This window comes from Pseudomonas putida group bacterium ESBL64 (assembly GCF_045277175.1).
GTDB classification, from domain to species: Bacteria; Pseudomonadota; Gammaproteobacteria; order Pseudomonadales; family Pseudomonadaceae; genus Aquipseudomonas; species Aquipseudomonas alloputida.
Map to the genome: position 1 here is coordinate 2831711 of NZ_CP145799.1, position 16352 is coordinate 2848062.

Consider the following 16352-nt stretch of genomic DNA (forward strand, 5'->3'; position numbering starts at 1 on the left):
TCCTAGCGGGATTTCTCGAAAGGTTTCACAAAGGTGATTCTAGGCTCTTTCCACGGCCCTTCGACACGGTAGTGCACGCTGGCAAAGCGTGACACGCGGTCACCGATCAGCCGATCGACCAGGAACAGCGCACCGCCCACCGCCGGCGCGCCGACGATCAACGCCGCCAGCGGCAGGTTGTTGGTCACCGGCAGGCTCACCTGCAAGTCAGCATCGACCCGGTCGCTGACCATGTCCAGCGTGCCGTCGAGCTCGAAGTTGCTCGACGGGCCGGTCACGGTAATCGGTTCGCGGGTCACGTACACGCCACTGCTGGCCACCAGCAAGCCCTTGACCCGGTCATAGGCCAGGCCCTTGTCAAACAGGTCGGAAAAGTCCAGACGCAGGCGCCGGCCAATCGAGTTGAAGTTGAGCAGGCCGAACACCCGCAGCGCCTGTGCGCTGCCTTCGACCTCGACGAACTGGCCGGTGCGCAGTGCTGCATCCATGCTGCCCGAGAAGCGTTTCAGGCCCACCGCGGCCGGCGAACCCGGCCAGCGGCCATCCACATCCAGGCGGAAATCGCGGCTGGTCACCGTCGGGGCAAAGCCCCAGGCGCTGAGCACATCCGCCAGGTTCTTGCCGTCAAGGCGCCCTTTGTACCAACTGCTGGTTTTGCCCGTTTCACCCTCCCAGCCACCACCGCCATCGATGCGCAACCCCTTGAGGTCGAGGTCGATATCACTGGCTGTGACGCCACGTGGGGTCGGCCGCAGCTTGATCGCGGCGCTGCCGTAAAGATCGTCACCGCGATAGAGCTTATCGATGCTCAGGTCCAGTGCCGGGACTTTGCGCGGATCGAACGAGGCAAGCGGGTCGGGGCCGTCTTCAGCCTGCTGTTCAGCGGCGCTGGCGGCAGGCAGCCGCAAGGTCTGCATGCGCACGACCATGGGCGCGCCCTTGGCATCCGGTACGCGCGCATTACCGATGACTTCCTTGCTGTCGAGGCGCAAATCCCAGGCCGGGCCGCCCCGGGCCAGGCGTATCACGGCCTGGTTCAGGTCCATGCCGAAGGCTTTCAACTGGCCGATGCTCAGGTCGACGCTTTGCAGGTTCTGCCGCGCGCTGCCACCGGGGTCGTCCCCAGCCAGCCGGCCCGCCTGCTCTTGCCAAGGGGCCAGGTCCAGGGTCTCCAGGCGCCCGCGCACCCTCAGCCCCTGGCTGGCAGGTACCCGGGCGTCGCCTGTGCCCAGCACTAGCTCGCCACGGCCCTGAGTCAACGTTTCAGCCGGTGCAGCATAGGCAAAGCGGGCAAGGTCGGCGTAGGCAGCGTTGAATTGCCGCTCCGGGCCCTGAAGGCTCATGTTGAAACGGCTGTCACGGGTATCTGCTGCCGCTTTGCCGAACGGAGCCGGCAGGTCGATGGCCAGCCCCTTGAGGCTGGAAGTGACATTCAGGCGGTTGTCCCGGCTCCCCAGACTGAGCTGCAACTGATAGGGCAGTTCACCGGAGGCCGGCAAGGCCTGCTTGAACTGCAGCCAGTCAGTCAGTGTCTTGAGCGATACCTGGCCATTGGCATTGATGCGGGTCTGCATCTGCCCAGCCTGACCTTCAGCGGTTATTTGCGCCGTTACCGGCTTGCCGAAAGCCTGCAGGCTGATGCCTTTGCCACTCAGGCCCTTGTCGAAGTCGAAGCTGAAGTCGCCCTTCAGGCGGTTCAACTCCAGGCTTGGCGGGGCCACTTTCAGGCGCGCATCGTGGGTGGCGAAGTCCACCTGCACTTTTGGGCGCTGCCCACGGACCAGCGGGATATCGAGCTTGACCTTGCCCTTCAGCGGCCCCTCACCTTCCCAGCCGGCGAAAATCTCACCGGTGCCGATTGGCGCTTCCTTGAGAATCTTCAGGCCATCACCCAGGCTACCGTCGAAGTCGCCATCCAGGTAGAGGTGGCTGTGCTGGTCACCCTCGACATGCGGGATATCGACATTCACATCGCTGACCTTGGTGTCGAGCAGCACGCCTCGCTGGGCCTTGATGCGCACGCCACTGTCCTCGATGAACACATCGCCATCGACGTGCTGCACCTGTGGCCAACCGGGCTGGAAGTCCAGCGCGGCGTCATGCACCTTGAAGAACAGGCTGATGCTGCGCGCTTGCGGCGCTGCGCCATGGTTCAGCGAGCCCTGATACTGGAAGTAGCCTTCATCCACAGCGCCTTTGACGATAGCGCTGCGCAGCCACTCGTCGAGGGCCGGGCTGAGCACCTCGGGCAGATACTTGGCAGTATAGCGGCCATCGCCTTCGGTCAGGCCGACGCGCAGGTCCATATAGTCCTCGCGGCCTTCCTCGAACAACAGGCGAATGAGGAAGTCACCGGCGATCTTGCCCTCCTCGCCCAGCACCTTGAGGTAGGGCGCAATCAGGGTGAAACCGTCTTTGTCCAAGGTCCAGGTCAAGCGCGCATTCGCCTTCTGGTAATGCCAGGGCTTGGCGAAGATCGGGTACAGATGCAGCATGAACGCATCGGTATCCAGGCGCAGCTCGCCGTGGCCCAGGTCACCACTGATGCTGCCACTGACGTTACCGGCCGCCGGGGCGTTGTGATAAGCATCGAAGCCTACCTTCTCCAGGTTGGCTGCGAACTGCAGGCGCTGGTCACCCTCGGCCTTGGGCCTGGCCTCGAGGCGCACATTGCGCAACGCACCGGTCACCTTCAAGCCATCGACCACATCCTTGACCTTGTCCGGCAGGGGGGCCAGGGCATCGATCAGCGGAGTCAGCGGGGTGAGGTCGAGGCGGTCGGCCTGTAACTGCCAGCTTTCATCGGCTGCGTTCTGGCCAGGGCGCTGCTGCAACTGCAGGTGAGACTCCCAGCGGGCCTTGCCGAGGTCCATGGCCAACGAGTCGACGACCACATCGAAGCCTTGCTCCCGGCGCTGGAACCAGGCACCCAAAGCCAGATTATTCAGGTTGGCAGCCTTGCGCCCGGCATAGGCCCCCTCCAGCCTGGGTGCATTGAGCCTTACGACGGCCCGTTGCAACTGCCCCTTGCCCCAGCCGATCCAGAACTCACCGCCCGCCCGCAGGGTGTCAGCATGCCACTGACCCAACACCTTGGGCGGCAACCAATGTGCCCAGTCACTTTGCGGCAGGCTGACATAGGCGTCTACCTCGCCATCACGCCAAGCGTCGGCCAACATACGGCTGTTCAGGCTCAACGCCAGGGGTTGGCCGTCAGGCAGGGTCGCACGCAAATCCAAGGCCTGACGGGTGGCACCGGCCTGCAGGCCGGCACTCACATAAGTCAGGGTCAGCGGGTCGCGCTGCCAGGGGTGCAGAGTGACCAGACTGTCGAACACGTCGATGCGCCCCAGCTGGCGCAGGCGCTGCAGCAAGTCGGCAGGGTCCAGCGGCGCGTCGTCCTTCTTCGGCAGGCCTTCCAGGCTCCAGGCGCCCTGCTCGTTCTCGCGAAGGATCAGTTGCAGCCCGCCCAGCTGGATGCGCGCCAGGCGCACTTCGCGGGCGGTGAGGCTGGCCCAGATGTCGGGCACCACCATGACGTCGTCCAGCCGGAGCGCCTTGGTGCCTTCGCCCAATTGCAGGTCGCGCACCCGCAGCACAGGGGCCAGTCCGCTCCAGTGCCCTTCCAGGGCACCGACATGCACGGGCAGGCCCAGCGCCTGCTCGGCCTTGCTTTCTACGTCGGCACGGTACTCGGCTACCAGCGGCACCAGTTCACGACCAAGGCTGACATACAGCGCCACCAATACGGCCAGCAGGGCACATATGCCCAACCCCCAGCGGGTCAGAGCAACAAGAACGCGGTTCAGACGTCCCATGGCCATGGCCCTCCAAGTCGTTTATCCATGATGGCCCGTCGTGCCGGTTTTGCCAGCACGACAATGCAGTGGCGTGTTTCAGAAGACCTCAGAGCAGCACCACGTCGTATTGTTCCTGCGAATACATCGACTCGACCTGGAAGCGAATGGTTCGACCGATAAAGGCTTCCAGTTCCGCCACGTTGCCTGACTCTTCATCCAGCAGGCGGTCGACCACCTTCTGGTTGGCCAGCACACGGTAGCCTTCAGCCTGATAGGCACGGGCCTCACGCAGGATCTCGCGGAATATTTCGTAACAGATGGTCTCGGGTGTTTTCAGCTTGCCGCGGCCCTGACAGGCCAGACACGGCTCGCAAAGCACCTGTTCCAGGCTTTCCCGCGTACGCTTGCGGGTCATCTGCACCAGGCCCAACTCGGTGATGCCGATGATGTTGGTCTTGGCGTGATCGCGCTCCAGCTGTTTTTCCAGGGTACGCAGTACCTGACGCTGGTGATCTTCGTCTTCCATGTCGATGAAGTCGATGATGATGATGCCGCCAATGTTGCGCAGGCGCAGTTGCCGGGCGATGGCGGTAGCGGCCTCGAGGTTGGTCTTGAAGATGGTTTCTTCGAGGTTGCGATGACCGACGAAAGCCCCGGTGTTGACGTCGATGGTGGTCATCGCTTCGGCCGGGTCGACCACCAGGTAACCGCCGGACTTCAACGGTACCTTGCGCTCCAGAGCCCGCTGAATCTCATCTTCGACACCGTACAGGTCAAAGATTGGGCGCTCGCCGGGGTAATGTTCGAGGCGGTCGGCAATTTCCGGCATCAACTCGCCGACAAACTGCGTGGTCTTCTGGAAGGTTTCCCGCGAGTCGATGCGGATCTTCTCGATCTTCGGGTTGACCAGGTCGCGCAGGGTACGCAGGGCCAGGCCAAGGTCTTCGTAAATGACCGTGGGCGCGCCGCAGGTCTTGATCTGGGTGCCAATCTGCTCCCACAGGCGGCGCAGATAACGGATGTCCTGCAAGATCTCCTCGGCACGCGCGCCTTCGGCGGCGGTGCGCAAGATGAAGCCGCCGGCATCCTTGATGTTCTCGCTGTCCATGCAGTCGCTGACCACTTGCTTGAGGCGCTCACGCTCGGCTTCGTCCTCGATTTTCAGCGAAATACCGACATGACTGCTGCGTGGCATGTACACCAGGTAGCGCGACGGGATCGATAGCTGGGTGGTCAGGCGCGCCCCCTTGGTGCCGATCGGGTCCTTGGTCACCTGCACCACCAGGGCCTGGCCTTCATGTACCAGTGCGGTGATGTTCTCTACCGCCGAGCCTTCGCGCTGGGAGATTTCCGAGGCATGGATAAACGCTGCGCGCTCGAGGCCGATGTCGACGAAGGCCGCCTGCATGCCTGGCAGCACACGCACCACCTTGCCCTTGTAGATATTGCCGACGATGCCACGGCGCTGGGTGCGCTCGACATGCACTTCCTGCAGCACCCCGTTTTCAACCACCGCCACACGTGACTCCATCGGGGTGATGTTGATCAGGATCTCTTCACTCATGGCAGGCTCTCGTCAAAGGTTCTTTCTAATGATGGATGGCGTATGCACTGCTGGCTACTGCGGGTTTGTTACCTCTGGCGTATGCGCGAGCGATTGCCAGCAGGCGATGCCGAACTGGCCAAGCAAATCGGCCGTTTCACAGAGCGGCAAGCCGACCACCGCCGAATAGCTGCCGGAAAGACCGGTGACGAAGACCGCACCCAGCCCCTGGACGGCATAGCCGCCAGCCTTGTCAGCTGGCTCACCGCTGGCCCAATAGCGTTGCGCTTCATCGGTGCTGATGGCGCGAAAGCGCACTGTGCTGGTCACGCAAAAACTGTGCACACGCTGGCCATCGTCCAGGGCGACAGCGGTCAGCACCTGATGCTCGCGGCCTGACAGGTCAGCCAGCATGGCCAAGGCATCTTCACGGTTTTCCGGTTTGCCGAGAATACGACCATCGAGCACCACGGCAGTGTCTGCGCCGAGCACTACAGCCGGGCCGTCGACACGGGCCAGGCCGGCGGCAGCCTTTGCCCGGGCCAGGCGTTCGACGTAGGCAGGGGCGCTTTCGCTGGCTAGCGGAGATTCATCGATGGGGGCACTGATGACAATGAACGGCACGCCGATCTGCGTCAGCAGTTCACGACGACGGGGCGAGCCTGAAGCCAGGTATAGCGGGGTCATGCAGACATCTCCCTGTCAGTGGCGCGTTGCCGTCAGTTGATGTGCAAGCGTCGACGCAGGTCGCGCAAGGCAAAGCTGATCCATGGCCAGAGCAAGGCACTGATCACCGCCGACCAGACCAGCGCCAGGGTGGGCAGGCGGTTGCCGGTCAGTGCACTGAGCCACAGCTGGATCAACTGGGCGATACCAAAGATCACCAGAATGACCAGGCTTTGCTGCCACATGGGGAACATGCGCAGACGCTGCTGCAGGGACAGCACCAGAAAGGTGATGAGGGTAAGGACCAGCGCATTCTGCCCCAGCAGCGTGCCATACAGCACGTCCTCGGCAAGGCCCAGCACGAATGCCGTGGTCATGCCGACCTTGTTCGGCACGGCAAGGGTCCAGAACGACACCAGCAAGGCCAGCCACATGGGCCGGAATACTTCCATGAACTGCGGCATGGGGGAAACACTGAGCAGCAGGCCGATGGCGAACGTAAGCCAGATGACCCAGCCGTTATTGCGGCGTGATGCAGCCATCATTGCCTCCGGGGTTGAGCGGGTGCGGCCGGCATGGCAGGTGCAGCAGACGGGGCTGCTGGCTGCGCGACCGGAGTGGCCGGTGCTGCCGGTGTGACCGACGCGGCAGGCGTGCCAGCGGCGGGTGCGACCTGATCACGGGTAGCGGCCGGCTGGCCAGCAGGTGCAGCCCCCTTTCGGTCAGCCTCTTCCTGGGCAATGGCGGCATCGGTGGCACGCTGCTCCGGGCTACGCCGGTCACTGAACACCAGCAACATGTAGCGGCTGCGGTTAAGCGCGGCGGTGGGGATGGCACGGACGATGGCAAAGGGTTGACCGGAATCGTGGATCACTTCGTTGACCGTGGCCACCGGGTAGCCGGCAGGAAAGCGCTGCCCCATGCCGGAACTGACCAGCAGGTCGCCTTCCTTGATGTCGGCCGTGTCGGCCACATGCCGCAACTCCAGGCGCTCCGGGTTGCCAGTGCCGCTGGCGATGGCTCGCAGACCGTTGCGGTTGACCTGCACCGGAATGCTGTGGGTGGTATCGGTCAGCAACAGCACCCGCGCGGTATAGGGCATCAACTCTACGACCTGGCCCATCAGGCCGCGGGCATCGAGCACCGGTTGGCCCAGGAACACACCATCACGCTCACCCTTGTTGATCAGAATGCGGTGGGTAAACGGGTTGGGGTCGACACCGATCAGCTCGGCCACTTCAACCTTTTCGTTGACCAGCGCCGAAGAATTGAGCAGCTCGCGCAGCCGCACGTTCTGCTCGGTCAGGGCCGCCAGCTTCTGCAGGCGCCCCTGCAGCAGCAGGGCTTCGGTCTTGAGCTTCTCGTTTTCGGCAATCAGCTCGGTGCGGCTACCGAACTGGCCGGCCACACCTTGCCAGGCACGCTGTGGCAAATCGGTGATCCAGTACGACTCCATCAGCACCAGGCCCATCTGGCTGCGCACGGGTTTGAGCACGTCGAAGCGCGCGTCGACAACCATCAACGCGACCGACATCACCACCAGAACGAGCAGGCGAACGCCCAGCGAAGGGCCCTTGGAGAAAAGCGGTTTAATGGGCCGTTCCTCGTGGACGACTCAGGAGGTCATTGGACATGGAACAACGCACCAGCCTGGTTGCGGGTTGACGGATACGGCGCCCAAACGGGCGCCAGCCCAGCGCATACAGGTAGCACTGTACGTACTACCTGTAAACCGGGCGCTCGTGAACAGCGAGCGGGATCACTCGCTGGAGAGCAGGTCCATCGCGTGCTTGTCCATCATCTCCAGGGCGCGACCGCCGCCACGGGCGACGCAGGTCAGCGGGTCCTCGGCGACGATCACCGGCAGGCCGGTTTCCTGGGCCAGCAGTTTGTCGAGGTCACGCAGCAGCGCACCACCACCGGTCAGCACCAGGCCGCGCTCGGCGATGTCCGAGGCAAGCTCCGGCGGCGATTGCTCGAGGGCGCTCTTGACCGCCTGGACGATGGTCGCCAGCGATTCCTGCAGCGCTTCGAGCACTTCGTTGGAGTTCAGGGTGAAGGCACGCGGTACACCTTCGGCCAGGTTACGACCACGCACGTCGACTTCACGTACTTCGCCACCTGGGTAGGCAGTACCGATTTCCTGCTTGATACGTTCGGCGGTGGATTCGCCGATCAAGCTGCCGTAGTTGCGGCGCACGTAGGTCACGATGGCTTCGTCGAAGCGGTCACCGCCAACGCGGACGGACTCGGCATAGACCACGCCGTTCAGCGAGATCAGGGCGATTTCAGTGGTACCGCCACCGATATCGACGACCATCGAACCGCGGGCCTCTTCAACCGGCAGGCCGGCACCGATGGCAGCGGCCATTGGCTCTTCGATCAGGAACACTTCTCGGGCACCCGCACCGAGGGCCGACTCACGGATGGCGCGGCGCTCGACCTGGGTCGACTTGCACGGCACGCAGATCAGCACGCGCGGGCTCGGCTGCAGGAAGCTGTTCTCGTGAACCTTGTTGATAAAATATTGCAACATTTTTTCGCAGACGCTGAAGTCGGCAATGACGCCGTCTTTCATCGGACGAATGGCTGCAATGTTGCCAGGCGTACGGCCCAGCATGCGTTTGGCTTCGGTACCGACGGCGACAACGCTTTTCTGGTTGCCATGGGTACGGATGGCAACAACCGAGGGCTCATTCAGGACGATACCGCGCTCACGCACGTAAATAAGGGTGTTGGCAGTACCCAGGTCGATAGAAAGATCGCTGGAAAACATGCCACGCAGTTTCTTGAACATGGGAAAGTGACCCTGGGGAAAGCGTGGGTAAAAAAGTGCGGCAAACTCTAACAATGGCAGGGATTTTGGGCAAGGAGCCAATATGTTAAATTGGCTGTTTTTCCGAGCACGCCAGCAGAATTTCGCGGCCGTTAGACCGCCAGAAAGCTGACATGTTCCTCACCGCGGACCCAAATTCCGTTCTTTGTTTCCCTTGGAGATCCTCATGGCGCTTGAACGCTGCGACGTGGAAAAGATCGCCCATCTGGCCCGCCTGGGCCTGAATGATGGCGAACTGCCACGCATTACCGACGCCCTGAACAGCATTCTCGGCCTGGTCGACCAGATGCAAGCGGTCGATACCACTGGCATCGAGCCCCTGGCCCACCCGCTGGAGGCCAGCCAGCGCCTGCGTCCTGACCAAGTCACCGAAAGCAACCAGCGCGATGCCTACCAGGCCATCGCACCGTCGACCGAAAGCGGTCTGTACCTGGTTCCCAAAGTCATCGAGTAAGGGATAGAGCCTGCCATGCATCAATTGACCCTGGCCGAGATCGCCCGCGGACTCGCCGACAAATCGTTTTCTTCCGAAGAGCTGACCGGCACGCTGCTGGCGCGCATCAAACAGCTCGACCCACAGATCAACAGCTTTATCAGCGTCACCGAAGACCTGGCCCTGGGCCAGGCGCGTGCCGCCGATGCCCGTCGCGCCGCTGGCGAAACCGGCGCGCTGCTGGGTGCACCGATCGCCCACAAAGACCTGTTCTGCACCAACGGCGTACGCACCAGCTGCGGCTCGAAGATGCTCGACAACTTCAAGGCGCCCTATGACGCCACCGTGGTCGCCAAGCTGGCCGAAGCCGGCATGGTCACCCTGGGCAAGACCAACATGGACGAGTTCGCCATGGGCTCGGCCAACGAATCCAGCCATTACGGCGCGGTGAAGAACCCGTGGAACCTCGAGCACGTTCCGGGCGGGTCGTCCGGTGGTTCGGCCGCTGCTGTGGCCGCGCGCCTGCTGCCCGCCACCACGGGCACCGACACCGGCGGCTCGATCCGCCAGCCAGCGGCACTGACCAACCTCACCGGCCTCAAGCCGACGTACGGTCGTGTGTCGCGCTGGGGCATGATCGCCTACGCCTCCAGCCTCGACCAGGGCGGCCCACTGGCCCGCACCGCCGAGGACTGCGCGCTGCTGCTGCAAGGTATGGCCGGTTTCGACGCCAAGGACTCCACCAGCATCGAAGAACCGGTGCCGGACTACAGCGCCAGCCTGAGCGCTTCGCTGCAGGGCCTGCGCATCGGCCTGCCGAAAGAGTACTTCGGTGCCGGTCTAGACCCACGCATCGCCGACCTGGTCCAGGCCAGCGTCAAAGAGCTGGAAAAGCTCGGCGCAGTGGTCAAGGAAATCAGCCTGCCGAACATGCAGCATGCCATTCCGGCCTACTACGTGATCGCCCCGGCTGAAGCCTCTTCCAACCTGTCGCGTTTCGACGGCGTACGCTTCGGCTACCGCTGTGAAGAGCCGAAAGACCTCACCGACCTGTACAAGCGCTCACGCGGCGAAGGGTTCGGCGTTGAAGTACAGCGCCGCATCATGGTCGGTACCTACGCCCTGTCGGCCGGCTACTACGACGCCTATTACGTGAAGGCGCAGCAAATCCGCCGCCTGATCAAGAACGACTTCATGGCCGCCTTCAACGATGTCGACCTGATTCTCGGCCCGACCACGCCAAACCCGGCCTGGAAGCTTGGCGCCAAGAGCAGCGACCCGGTTGCCGCCTATCTCGAAGACGTCTACACCATCACCGCCAACCTGGCGGGCCTGCCTGGCCTGTCGATGCCTGCGGGCTTCGTCGACGGCCTGCCGGTCGGCGTGCAACTGCTGGCGCCCTACTTCCAGGAAGGCCGCCTGCTCAACGTCGCGCACCGCTACCAACAGGTGACCGACTGGCATACCCGCGCCCCCAACGGCTTCTGAGGAATTCACACATGCAATGGGAAGTTGTGATCGGGCTGGAAATCCACACTCAGCTCGCCACCCAGTCGAAGATCTTCTCCGGCAGCGCTACCACCTTTGGCTCCGAGCCGAATACTCAGGCCAGCCTGGTTGACCTGGGCATGCCCGGTGTACTGCCGGTGCTGAACGAGGAAGCCGTGCGCATGGCGTGCATGTTCGGCCTGGCCATCGATGCCGAGATCGGCAAGCGCAACGTGTTCGCACGCAAGAACTACTTCTACCCCGACCTGCCCAAGGGCTACCAGATCAGCCAGATGGACCTGCCGATCGTCGGCAAGGGCCACCTGGACATCGCGCTGGAAGACGGCACCATCAAGCGCATCGGCGTAACCCGCGCGCACCTGGAAGAAGACGCCGGCAAGAGCCTGCACGAAGACTTCAGCGGCTCCACCGGCATCGACCTGAACCGTGCCGGCACCCCGCTGCTGGAAATCGTCTCCGAGCCTGACATGCGCAGCGCCAAGGAAGCCGTGGCTTACGTCAAGGCAATCCACGCGCTGGTGCGCTACCTGGGCATCTGCGACGGCAACATGGCCGAAGGTTCGCTGCGCTGCGACTGCAACGTATCGATCCGACCGAAAGGCCAGACCGAGTTCGGCACTCGCTGCGAAATCAAGAACGTCAACTCGTTCCGTTTTATCGAGCGCGCGATCAACAGCGAAATCCAGCGCCAGATCGACCTGATCGAAGACGGTGGCAAAGTCGTGCAGGAAACACGCCTGTACGACCCGAACAAGGACGAAACCCGCTCCATGCGCAGCAAAGAGGAAGCTAACGACTACCGTTACTTCCCCGACCCCGACCTGCTGCCGGTGGTCATCGAGGACAGCTTCCTCGAAACCATTCGCGCCGGCCTGCCGGAGCTGCCGCCACAGAAGGTCGAGCGCTTCCAGACTCAGTACGGTCTGTCGGCCTACGACGCCAACGTGTTGGCTTCCAGCCGCGAACAGGCTGACTACTTCGAAGAAGTGGTGAAGATCGGTGGTGATGCCAAGCTGGCGGCCAACTGGGTCATGGTCGAACTGGGTAGCCTGCTGAACAAGCTGGGTGTCGAAATCGATCAGGCGCCGGTCAGCGCTGCGCAACTGGGCGGCATGCTGCTGCGCATTCGTGACAACACCATCAGCGGCAAGATTGCCAAGACCGTGTTCGAGGCCATGGCCGCCGGTGAAGGCGATGCCGACAGCATCATCGAGAGCAAAGGCCTGAAACAGGTTACCGACACGGGTGCGATCGACAAGATGCTCGACGAAATGCTGGCAGCCAATGCCGAGCAGGTCGAACAATATCGCGCAGCCGATGAGGCCAAGCGCGGCAAGATGTTCGGCTTCTTCGTCGGTCAGGCCATGAAAGCCTCCAAAGGCAAGGCCAACCCGGGGCAGGTGAACCAATTGCTCAAGGCCAAGCTCGAAGGGTGATGGTTTTACCCCTGTAATGCTGCGAGGGCTTCGCCCTCGTTCGCGGCTGAAGCCGCTCCTACACAAGCCAGCGTTTTCCCTGTAGGAGCGGGTTTACCCGCGAATGGTCGCACCGGAGAGCACCTGACTTGCTAAAACGTTCCCTCGGCACCCTCGCCCTGTTTTCTTTCCTGGCCGGCTGCGCCAGCCATGACATCGACCCGCGCGGCTACGACCAGACGGGCACCGCTTCCTACTACGGCTCGCGCCACCATGGCAAACGCACCGCCAGTGGCGAACCGTTCAATCAGCACGGCCTCACCGCCGCACACCGCAGCCTGCCCTTCGGCACACGTGTACGGGTGACCAACATGGCCAACCAGCGCAGTGTGGTGGTACGCATCAACGACCGTGGCCCGCACACCCGCGGCCGCCTGATCGACCTGTCTCGCGCAGCAGCAGAAAAAATCGGTATGCTCCGTAGCGGAACAGCGCGCGTGCGCGTACAAGGGCTTAGCGACTGACGCGACAGGAGTCCGACCATTTTCGACCTGGCCACCCTTCCCACTTTTAGCCTGCTGCAAATGGGCGTTGCCCTGCTGTTGCTGATCGGTGGCGCCGAGCTACTGGTGCGCTCCGCCTTGCGCCTGGCGCAGCGCCTGCACGTTCGCCCGCTGATCATAGGCCTGAGCCTGGTGGCCTTCGGCAGTACCGCGCCACAACTGACCGTAAGCCTGCAGGCCGCCTACCAGGGCGCGCCGGATGTGGCAGTAGGCAGCGTGATCGGCAGCAACATCTTCAACGTGCTGGTCATTCTCGGCCTGGCCGCGCTGATCATCCCGCTACGGGTGTCTCGTCAGCTGGTGCGCCTGGATCTTCCCTTGATGATCGTCGCCAGCGGGCTGGTGTATGCACTGTCCGCCAATGCCCACCTGGGTAGGGTTGAAGGGGCACTGCTATTGCTGGGGCTGGCCGGTTACCTGGCAATGCTCTGGCATCAGTCGCGCCATTACGCACGCACCTACCCGGCCCCGGACGCCGCCAGGTCCGGTGCCGGGCGCTTCTGGTCAGGTACGCTGCTGCAGATACTGGTCGGCCTTGGCCTGCTGAGCCTGGCGGGCCACTTGCTACTGGAAGCTGCCATCGAGATGGCCACCGACCTGGGCCTGTCCGAGCGTATTATCGGCCTGACGGTCGTCGCCATCTGCACCTCCATGCCGGAACTGGCCGCTGCGCTGATCGCCGCCTTGCGTGGCGAACGGGAGATCGCCGTGGGCACGGTGATCGGCAGCAACCTGTTCAACCTGCTGGCCGTGCTGGGCCTGACCGCACTGATCACCCCGGAACCCCTGTCGATCTCGCCTAACGCGCTGTCTTTCGATCTGCCTGTAATGCTCGGCGTTGCTGTCCTGAGCCTGCCAGTGTTCTATTCCGGTTACCGCATCACTCGCGCCGAAGGCCTGGTGTTTCTTTGCCTGTACCTGGCCTACGGCCTTCATGTGGCGGCTTTTACCATGGGTATGCCGCTGGCTGGCCGCCTGGAGCGATTGATGCTGTTCTATGTACTGCCGGTGCTCGCTGCGGTGTTGCTGTACACCACTGTGCGTGCCTGGCGGAGGCAGCATTGAGGGGCATGGAAGGGGCACGCGTCAGGGCCGCCAGACGCATGCCTTTAGGCTTTCATCGCCTGTGAGATCGAGCGCCGCGCGGGCGGCGCTCGATCTCACAGGCGCCGAAACCTAACGGCATGCCCCTTACGAACAAACCCGATCAGCCCTTGGCCTGGCGAGCCTTCTTCAGCTTGAAGGCCACCCACAGCACAGCGATCCATGCCGGGATCAGCATTACCGAGATGCGAATCGGCGGCGTCAGGTACATCACCACCAGGATCAGCACGATGAACGCCAGGCACAGGTAGTTGGTCAGTGGGTGCCCCAGGCTTTTGTAGAAGGGGGTGATCCCGGCGGCCAGCTTGGCCTTGCGGAATTTGAGGTGGGTAATGCTGATGCTCGCCCAGTTGATCACCAACGCGGACACTGCCAACGCCATCAGCAAGCCAAAGGCCCCGCCCGGCATCAGGTAATTGATCAGCACGCACAGGCCGGTCGCAAAGGCCGACACGGCCAGCGCAGTCAGCGGTACGCCGCTACGGCTCACCTTCAGCAACTGACGCGGCGCATCGCCCTGGCTGGCCAGGCCGAACAGCATACGGCTATTGGCGTACACACAGCTGTTGTACACCGAGAGCGCAGCCGTCAGCACCACGATATTGAGGATGGTCGCCACCAGGTCGCTGTCCAGTTCGTGGAAAATCATCACGAACGGGCTGCCGCCCTGCACCACCTTCTGCCACGGGTACAGCGACAACAGCACTGCCAAGGCACCGATGTAGAAAATCAGGATGCGGTACACCACCTGGTTGGTGGCCTTGGGGATGCTCTCGCGCGGGTTGTCAGCCTCGGCAGCCGTGATGCCGACCAACTCCAGGCCACCGAACGAGAACATGATCACCGCCAGGGCCATTACCAGACCCGTGACGCCGTTAGGGAAGAAGCCGCCGTACTGCCACAGGTTGGCCACGCTGGCATCCGGGCCACCATGACCGCTGCCCAGCAACCAGGCACCAAAGCCGATCATGCTGACGATGGCTACTACCTTGACCAGGGCGAACCAGAACTCCATCTCGCCATAGACCTTCACCTGGGTCAGGTTGATAAGGTTGATCACCACGAAGAAGATCGCCGCCGTGGCCCAGGTGGGGAAGTCCGGCCACCAGTACTGCACGTAGATACCGACTGCCGTCAGCTCGGCCATGCCGACCAGCACGTACACCACCCAGTAATTCCAGCCTGAGACAAAGCCGGCGAACTCGCTCCAGTATTGGTGGGCGAAGTGGCTGAAGCTGCCGGCAACCGGCTCTTCCACCACCATTTCGCCCAGCTGGCGCATGATCAGGAAGGCCATCAGGCCGGCGATGGCGTAACCCAGCAACACGGAGGGGCCGGCCAACTGGATGGTCTGGGCAATGCCCAGGAACAACCCGGTACCGATGGCCCCGCCCAGCGCGATCAGCTGGATATGGCGATTCTTCAGCCCGCGCTGTAACCGCTCGGGCTTGCTCTGGTCTTGCATGAAGTGTCCTTTAGCTCAGTGAGGCAGTGTTGTTGCTGTTATTTGCAGTCAAGGATCTAGATCCATCCGCCCCACTGCAAGATGAAAATACCAATGTTGGTGGTGATCGCCGCCATTAGCGTGGTAATCACGATGATCGACGCGGCCAGTTCATGATTGCCGTTGGCCGCCCGCGCCATCACGTAGCTGGCCGCAGCGGTCGGGCTGCCTATGTACAGGAACAGGATGCCCAGCTCCGCCCCGCGAAACCCGCACAACCAGGCCCCAAGGGTGCCGAGCAGCGGCAGCCAGAGCATTTTCACGAGGCTGGCATCGATGGCCAGCCGGCCACAGTTACGCAGCGCTGCCAGCGACAGCGTGCCACCGATACAGATCAGCGCCAGCGGCAGGGTCATCTGTGCCAGGTAGTCGCCTGAGGTCAGCAGCCAGTTGGGCAATGGCACCTGGCCGTAAGCCATCGGCGCGGCCACCAGCACGCTGATGATCAGCGGGTTGCTGAAAATGCTCTTGCAGATGCTCCACGGGTCGGACTTGAGGTCCGGGCTGTACACCGCCAGAACCACCGCTGACAGCGAGTTGTACATGAGGATGACCAGGCCTGCGAGTACTGCCCCCAGGGAAATGCCATAGTCACCGTACAGGCTGGCGGCCAGGGCCAGGCCGATCACACCGTTGTTGCCGCGGAAGGCGCCCTGGGTATAGATGCCTCGGTCGGCCATCGGGCTGCGCCAGATGGCCATGCCCCAGGCAAGGGCGAAACCGGCCAGGGTGGCGACGATGAAATACAGGATGACACCGGGCTTGACCGCTGCGGCCAGGTCGGCGTGGTAGATGCCGAGGAAGAGCAGCGCCGGCATGCAGACGTTGAATACCAGCTGCGAGGCGACGCGGTTGAAGTTGTCGTCGATCAAGTGAATGCGTTTGAGCAGGACGCCCATGAACAGCATGGCGAAAACCGGTGCCGTGATGTTCAGGGTCTGGATAAGAAGGGCGAGCATGCGCAAGCGATCCTGGAGGG

Annotated in this window: 13 protein-coding genes; 5 read left to right on the forward strand and 8 right to left on the reverse strand. The window is 62.8% G+C overall.

From position 1 onward, the window contains the following. Positions 1 to 2 precede the first annotated feature (2 nt). The 6 genes from V6093_RS12930 to mreB all read right to left on the reverse strand — a co-directional run bounded on the left by V6093_RS12930 (position 3) and on the right by mreB (position 8806). Positions 3 to 3824: a YhdP family protein gene (locus V6093_RS12930; RefSeq protein ID WP_265978170.1), complete on the reverse strand. Its 3822-nt coding sequence runs from the start codon at positions 3822 to 3824 to the stop codon at positions 3 to 5. An 82-nt stretch (positions 3825 to 3906) separates the two neighbouring features. After that, positions 3907 to 5364, reverse strand: coding sequence for a ribonuclease G (gene rng, locus V6093_RS12935; protein WP_003255158.1), 1458 nt, complete (start codon positions 5362 to 5364; stop codon positions 3907 to 3909). 54 nt (positions 5365 to 5418) lie between these two features. After that, complete coding sequence (locus V6093_RS12940) at positions 5419 to 6030, reverse strand: nucleoside triphosphate pyrophosphatase (protein WP_047604993.1); 612 nt, start codon at positions 6028 to 6030, stop codon at positions 5419 to 5421. Between the two features lie 32 nt (positions 6031 to 6062). After that, positions 6063 to 6551 carry a rod shape-determining protein MreD gene (gene mreD / locus V6093_RS12945; RefSeq protein ID WP_003255161.1) on the reverse strand — a complete coding sequence of 163 codons (489 nt, stop codon included), beginning with the start codon at positions 6549 to 6551 and terminating at the stop codon, positions 6063 to 6065. Continuing rightward, positions 6551 to 7603, reverse strand: a complete 1053-nt coding sequence (mreC, locus tag V6093_RS12950; protein WP_080756804.1) for a rod shape-determining protein MreC — start codon at positions 7601 to 7603, stop codon at positions 6551 to 6553. Before mreC ends, mreD begins: the two co-directional genes overlap by 1 nt. A 165-nt stretch (positions 7604 to 7768) precedes the next feature. Then, positions 7769 to 8806: a rod shape-determining protein MreB gene (mreB, locus tag V6093_RS12955; protein WP_003255163.1), complete on the reverse strand. Its 1038-nt coding sequence runs from the start codon at positions 8804 to 8806 to the stop codon at positions 7769 to 7771. Positions 8807 to 9011: 205 nt separating this feature from the next. Between mreB and gatC the strand changes: the two genes are divergently transcribed. From gatC to V6093_RS12980, 5 genes are all read left to right on the forward strand, one after another. Then, entirely contained in the window at positions 9012 to 9299 is a 288-nt protein-coding gene (gene gatC, locus V6093_RS12960) for an Asp-tRNA(Asn)/Glu-tRNA(Gln) amidotransferase subunit GatC (protein WP_003255165.1), read from the forward strand. Between the two features lie 15 nt (positions 9300 to 9314). Beyond that, positions 9315 to 10766 (forward strand): Asp-tRNA(Asn)/Glu-tRNA(Gln) amidotransferase subunit GatA, encoded by a 1452-nt coding sequence (gene gatA, locus V6093_RS12965; protein WP_180688795.1) that lies wholly within the window; start codon positions 9315 to 9317, stop codon positions 10764 to 10766. 11 nt (positions 10767 to 10777) lie between these two features. After that, on the forward strand, positions 10778 to 12223 hold the full coding sequence (gene gatB / locus V6093_RS12970; RefSeq protein ID WP_003255169.1) for an Asp-tRNA(Asn)/Glu-tRNA(Gln) amidotransferase subunit GatB: 1446 nt from the start codon (positions 10778 to 10780) through the stop codon (positions 12221 to 12223). A 128-nt stretch (positions 12224 to 12351) separates the two neighbouring features. Then, positions 12352 to 12726, forward strand: a complete 375-nt coding sequence (locus V6093_RS12975; RefSeq protein WP_003255170.1) for a septal ring lytic transglycosylase RlpA family protein — start codon at positions 12352 to 12354, stop codon at positions 12724 to 12726. Positions 12727 to 12786: 60 nt separating this feature from the next. Continuing rightward, positions 12787 to 13830, forward strand: coding sequence for a calcium/sodium antiporter (locus tag V6093_RS12980; RefSeq protein WP_004574464.1), 1044 nt, complete (start codon positions 12787 to 12789; stop codon positions 13828 to 13830). A gap of 142 nt (positions 13831 to 13972) precedes the next feature. Here V6093_RS12980 and V6093_RS12985 read toward each other — a convergent pair whose 3' ends face one another. Both V6093_RS12985 and V6093_RS12990 read right to left on the reverse strand, forming a co-directional pair. Then, complete coding sequence (locus V6093_RS12985; RefSeq protein WP_047604989.1) at positions 13973 to 15334, reverse strand: amino acid permease; 1362 nt, start codon at positions 15332 to 15334, stop codon at positions 13973 to 13975. Positions 15335 to 15390: 56 nt separating this feature from the next. Beyond that, entirely contained in the window at positions 15391 to 16332 is a 942-nt protein-coding gene (locus tag V6093_RS12990; protein WP_003255173.1) for an AEC family transporter, read from the reverse strand. Positions 16333 to 16352 lie beyond the last annotated feature (20 nt).

Coding starts and splice junctions, on each gene's coding strand:
- V6093_RS12980 (WP_004574464.1), top strand. CDS start 12,787: ATGGGCGTTGCCCTGCTGTTGCTGATCGGTGGCGCCGAGCTACTGGTG.
- gatA (WP_180688795.1), top strand. CDS start 9,315: ATGCATCAATTGACCCTGGCCGAGATCGCCCGCGGACTCGCCGACAAA.
- V6093_RS12930 (WP_265978170.1), bottom strand. CDS start 3,824: ATGGCCATGGGACGTCTGAACCGCGTTCTTGTTGCTCTGACCCGCTGG.
- V6093_RS12940 (WP_047604993.1), bottom strand. CDS start 6,030: ATGACCCCGCTATACCTGGCTTCAGGCTCGCCCCGTCGTCGTGAACTG.
- mreD (WP_003255161.1), bottom strand. CDS start 6,551: ATGGCTGCATCACGCCGCAATAACGGCTGGGTCATCTGGCTTACGTTC.
- mreB (WP_003255163.1), bottom strand. CDS start 8,806: ATGTTCAAGAAACTGCGTGGCATGTTTTCCAGCGATCTTTCTATCGAC.
- V6093_RS12990 (WP_003255173.1), bottom strand. CDS start 16,332: ATGCTCGCCCTTCTTATCCAGACCCTGAACATCACGGCACCGGTTTTC.
- gatC (WP_003255165.1), top strand. CDS start 9,012: ATGGCGCTTGAACGCTGCGACGTGGAAAAGATCGCCCATCTGGCCCGC.
- rng (WP_003255158.1), bottom strand. CDS start 5,364: ATGAGTGAAGAGATCCTGATCAACATCACCCCGATGGAGTCACGTGTG.
- gatB (WP_003255169.1), top strand. CDS start 10,778: ATGCAATGGGAAGTTGTGATCGGGCTGGAAATCCACACTCAGCTCGCC.
- V6093_RS12985 (WP_047604989.1), bottom strand. CDS start 15,334: ATGCAAGACCAGAGCAAGCCCGAGCGGTTACAGCGCGGGCTGAAGAAT.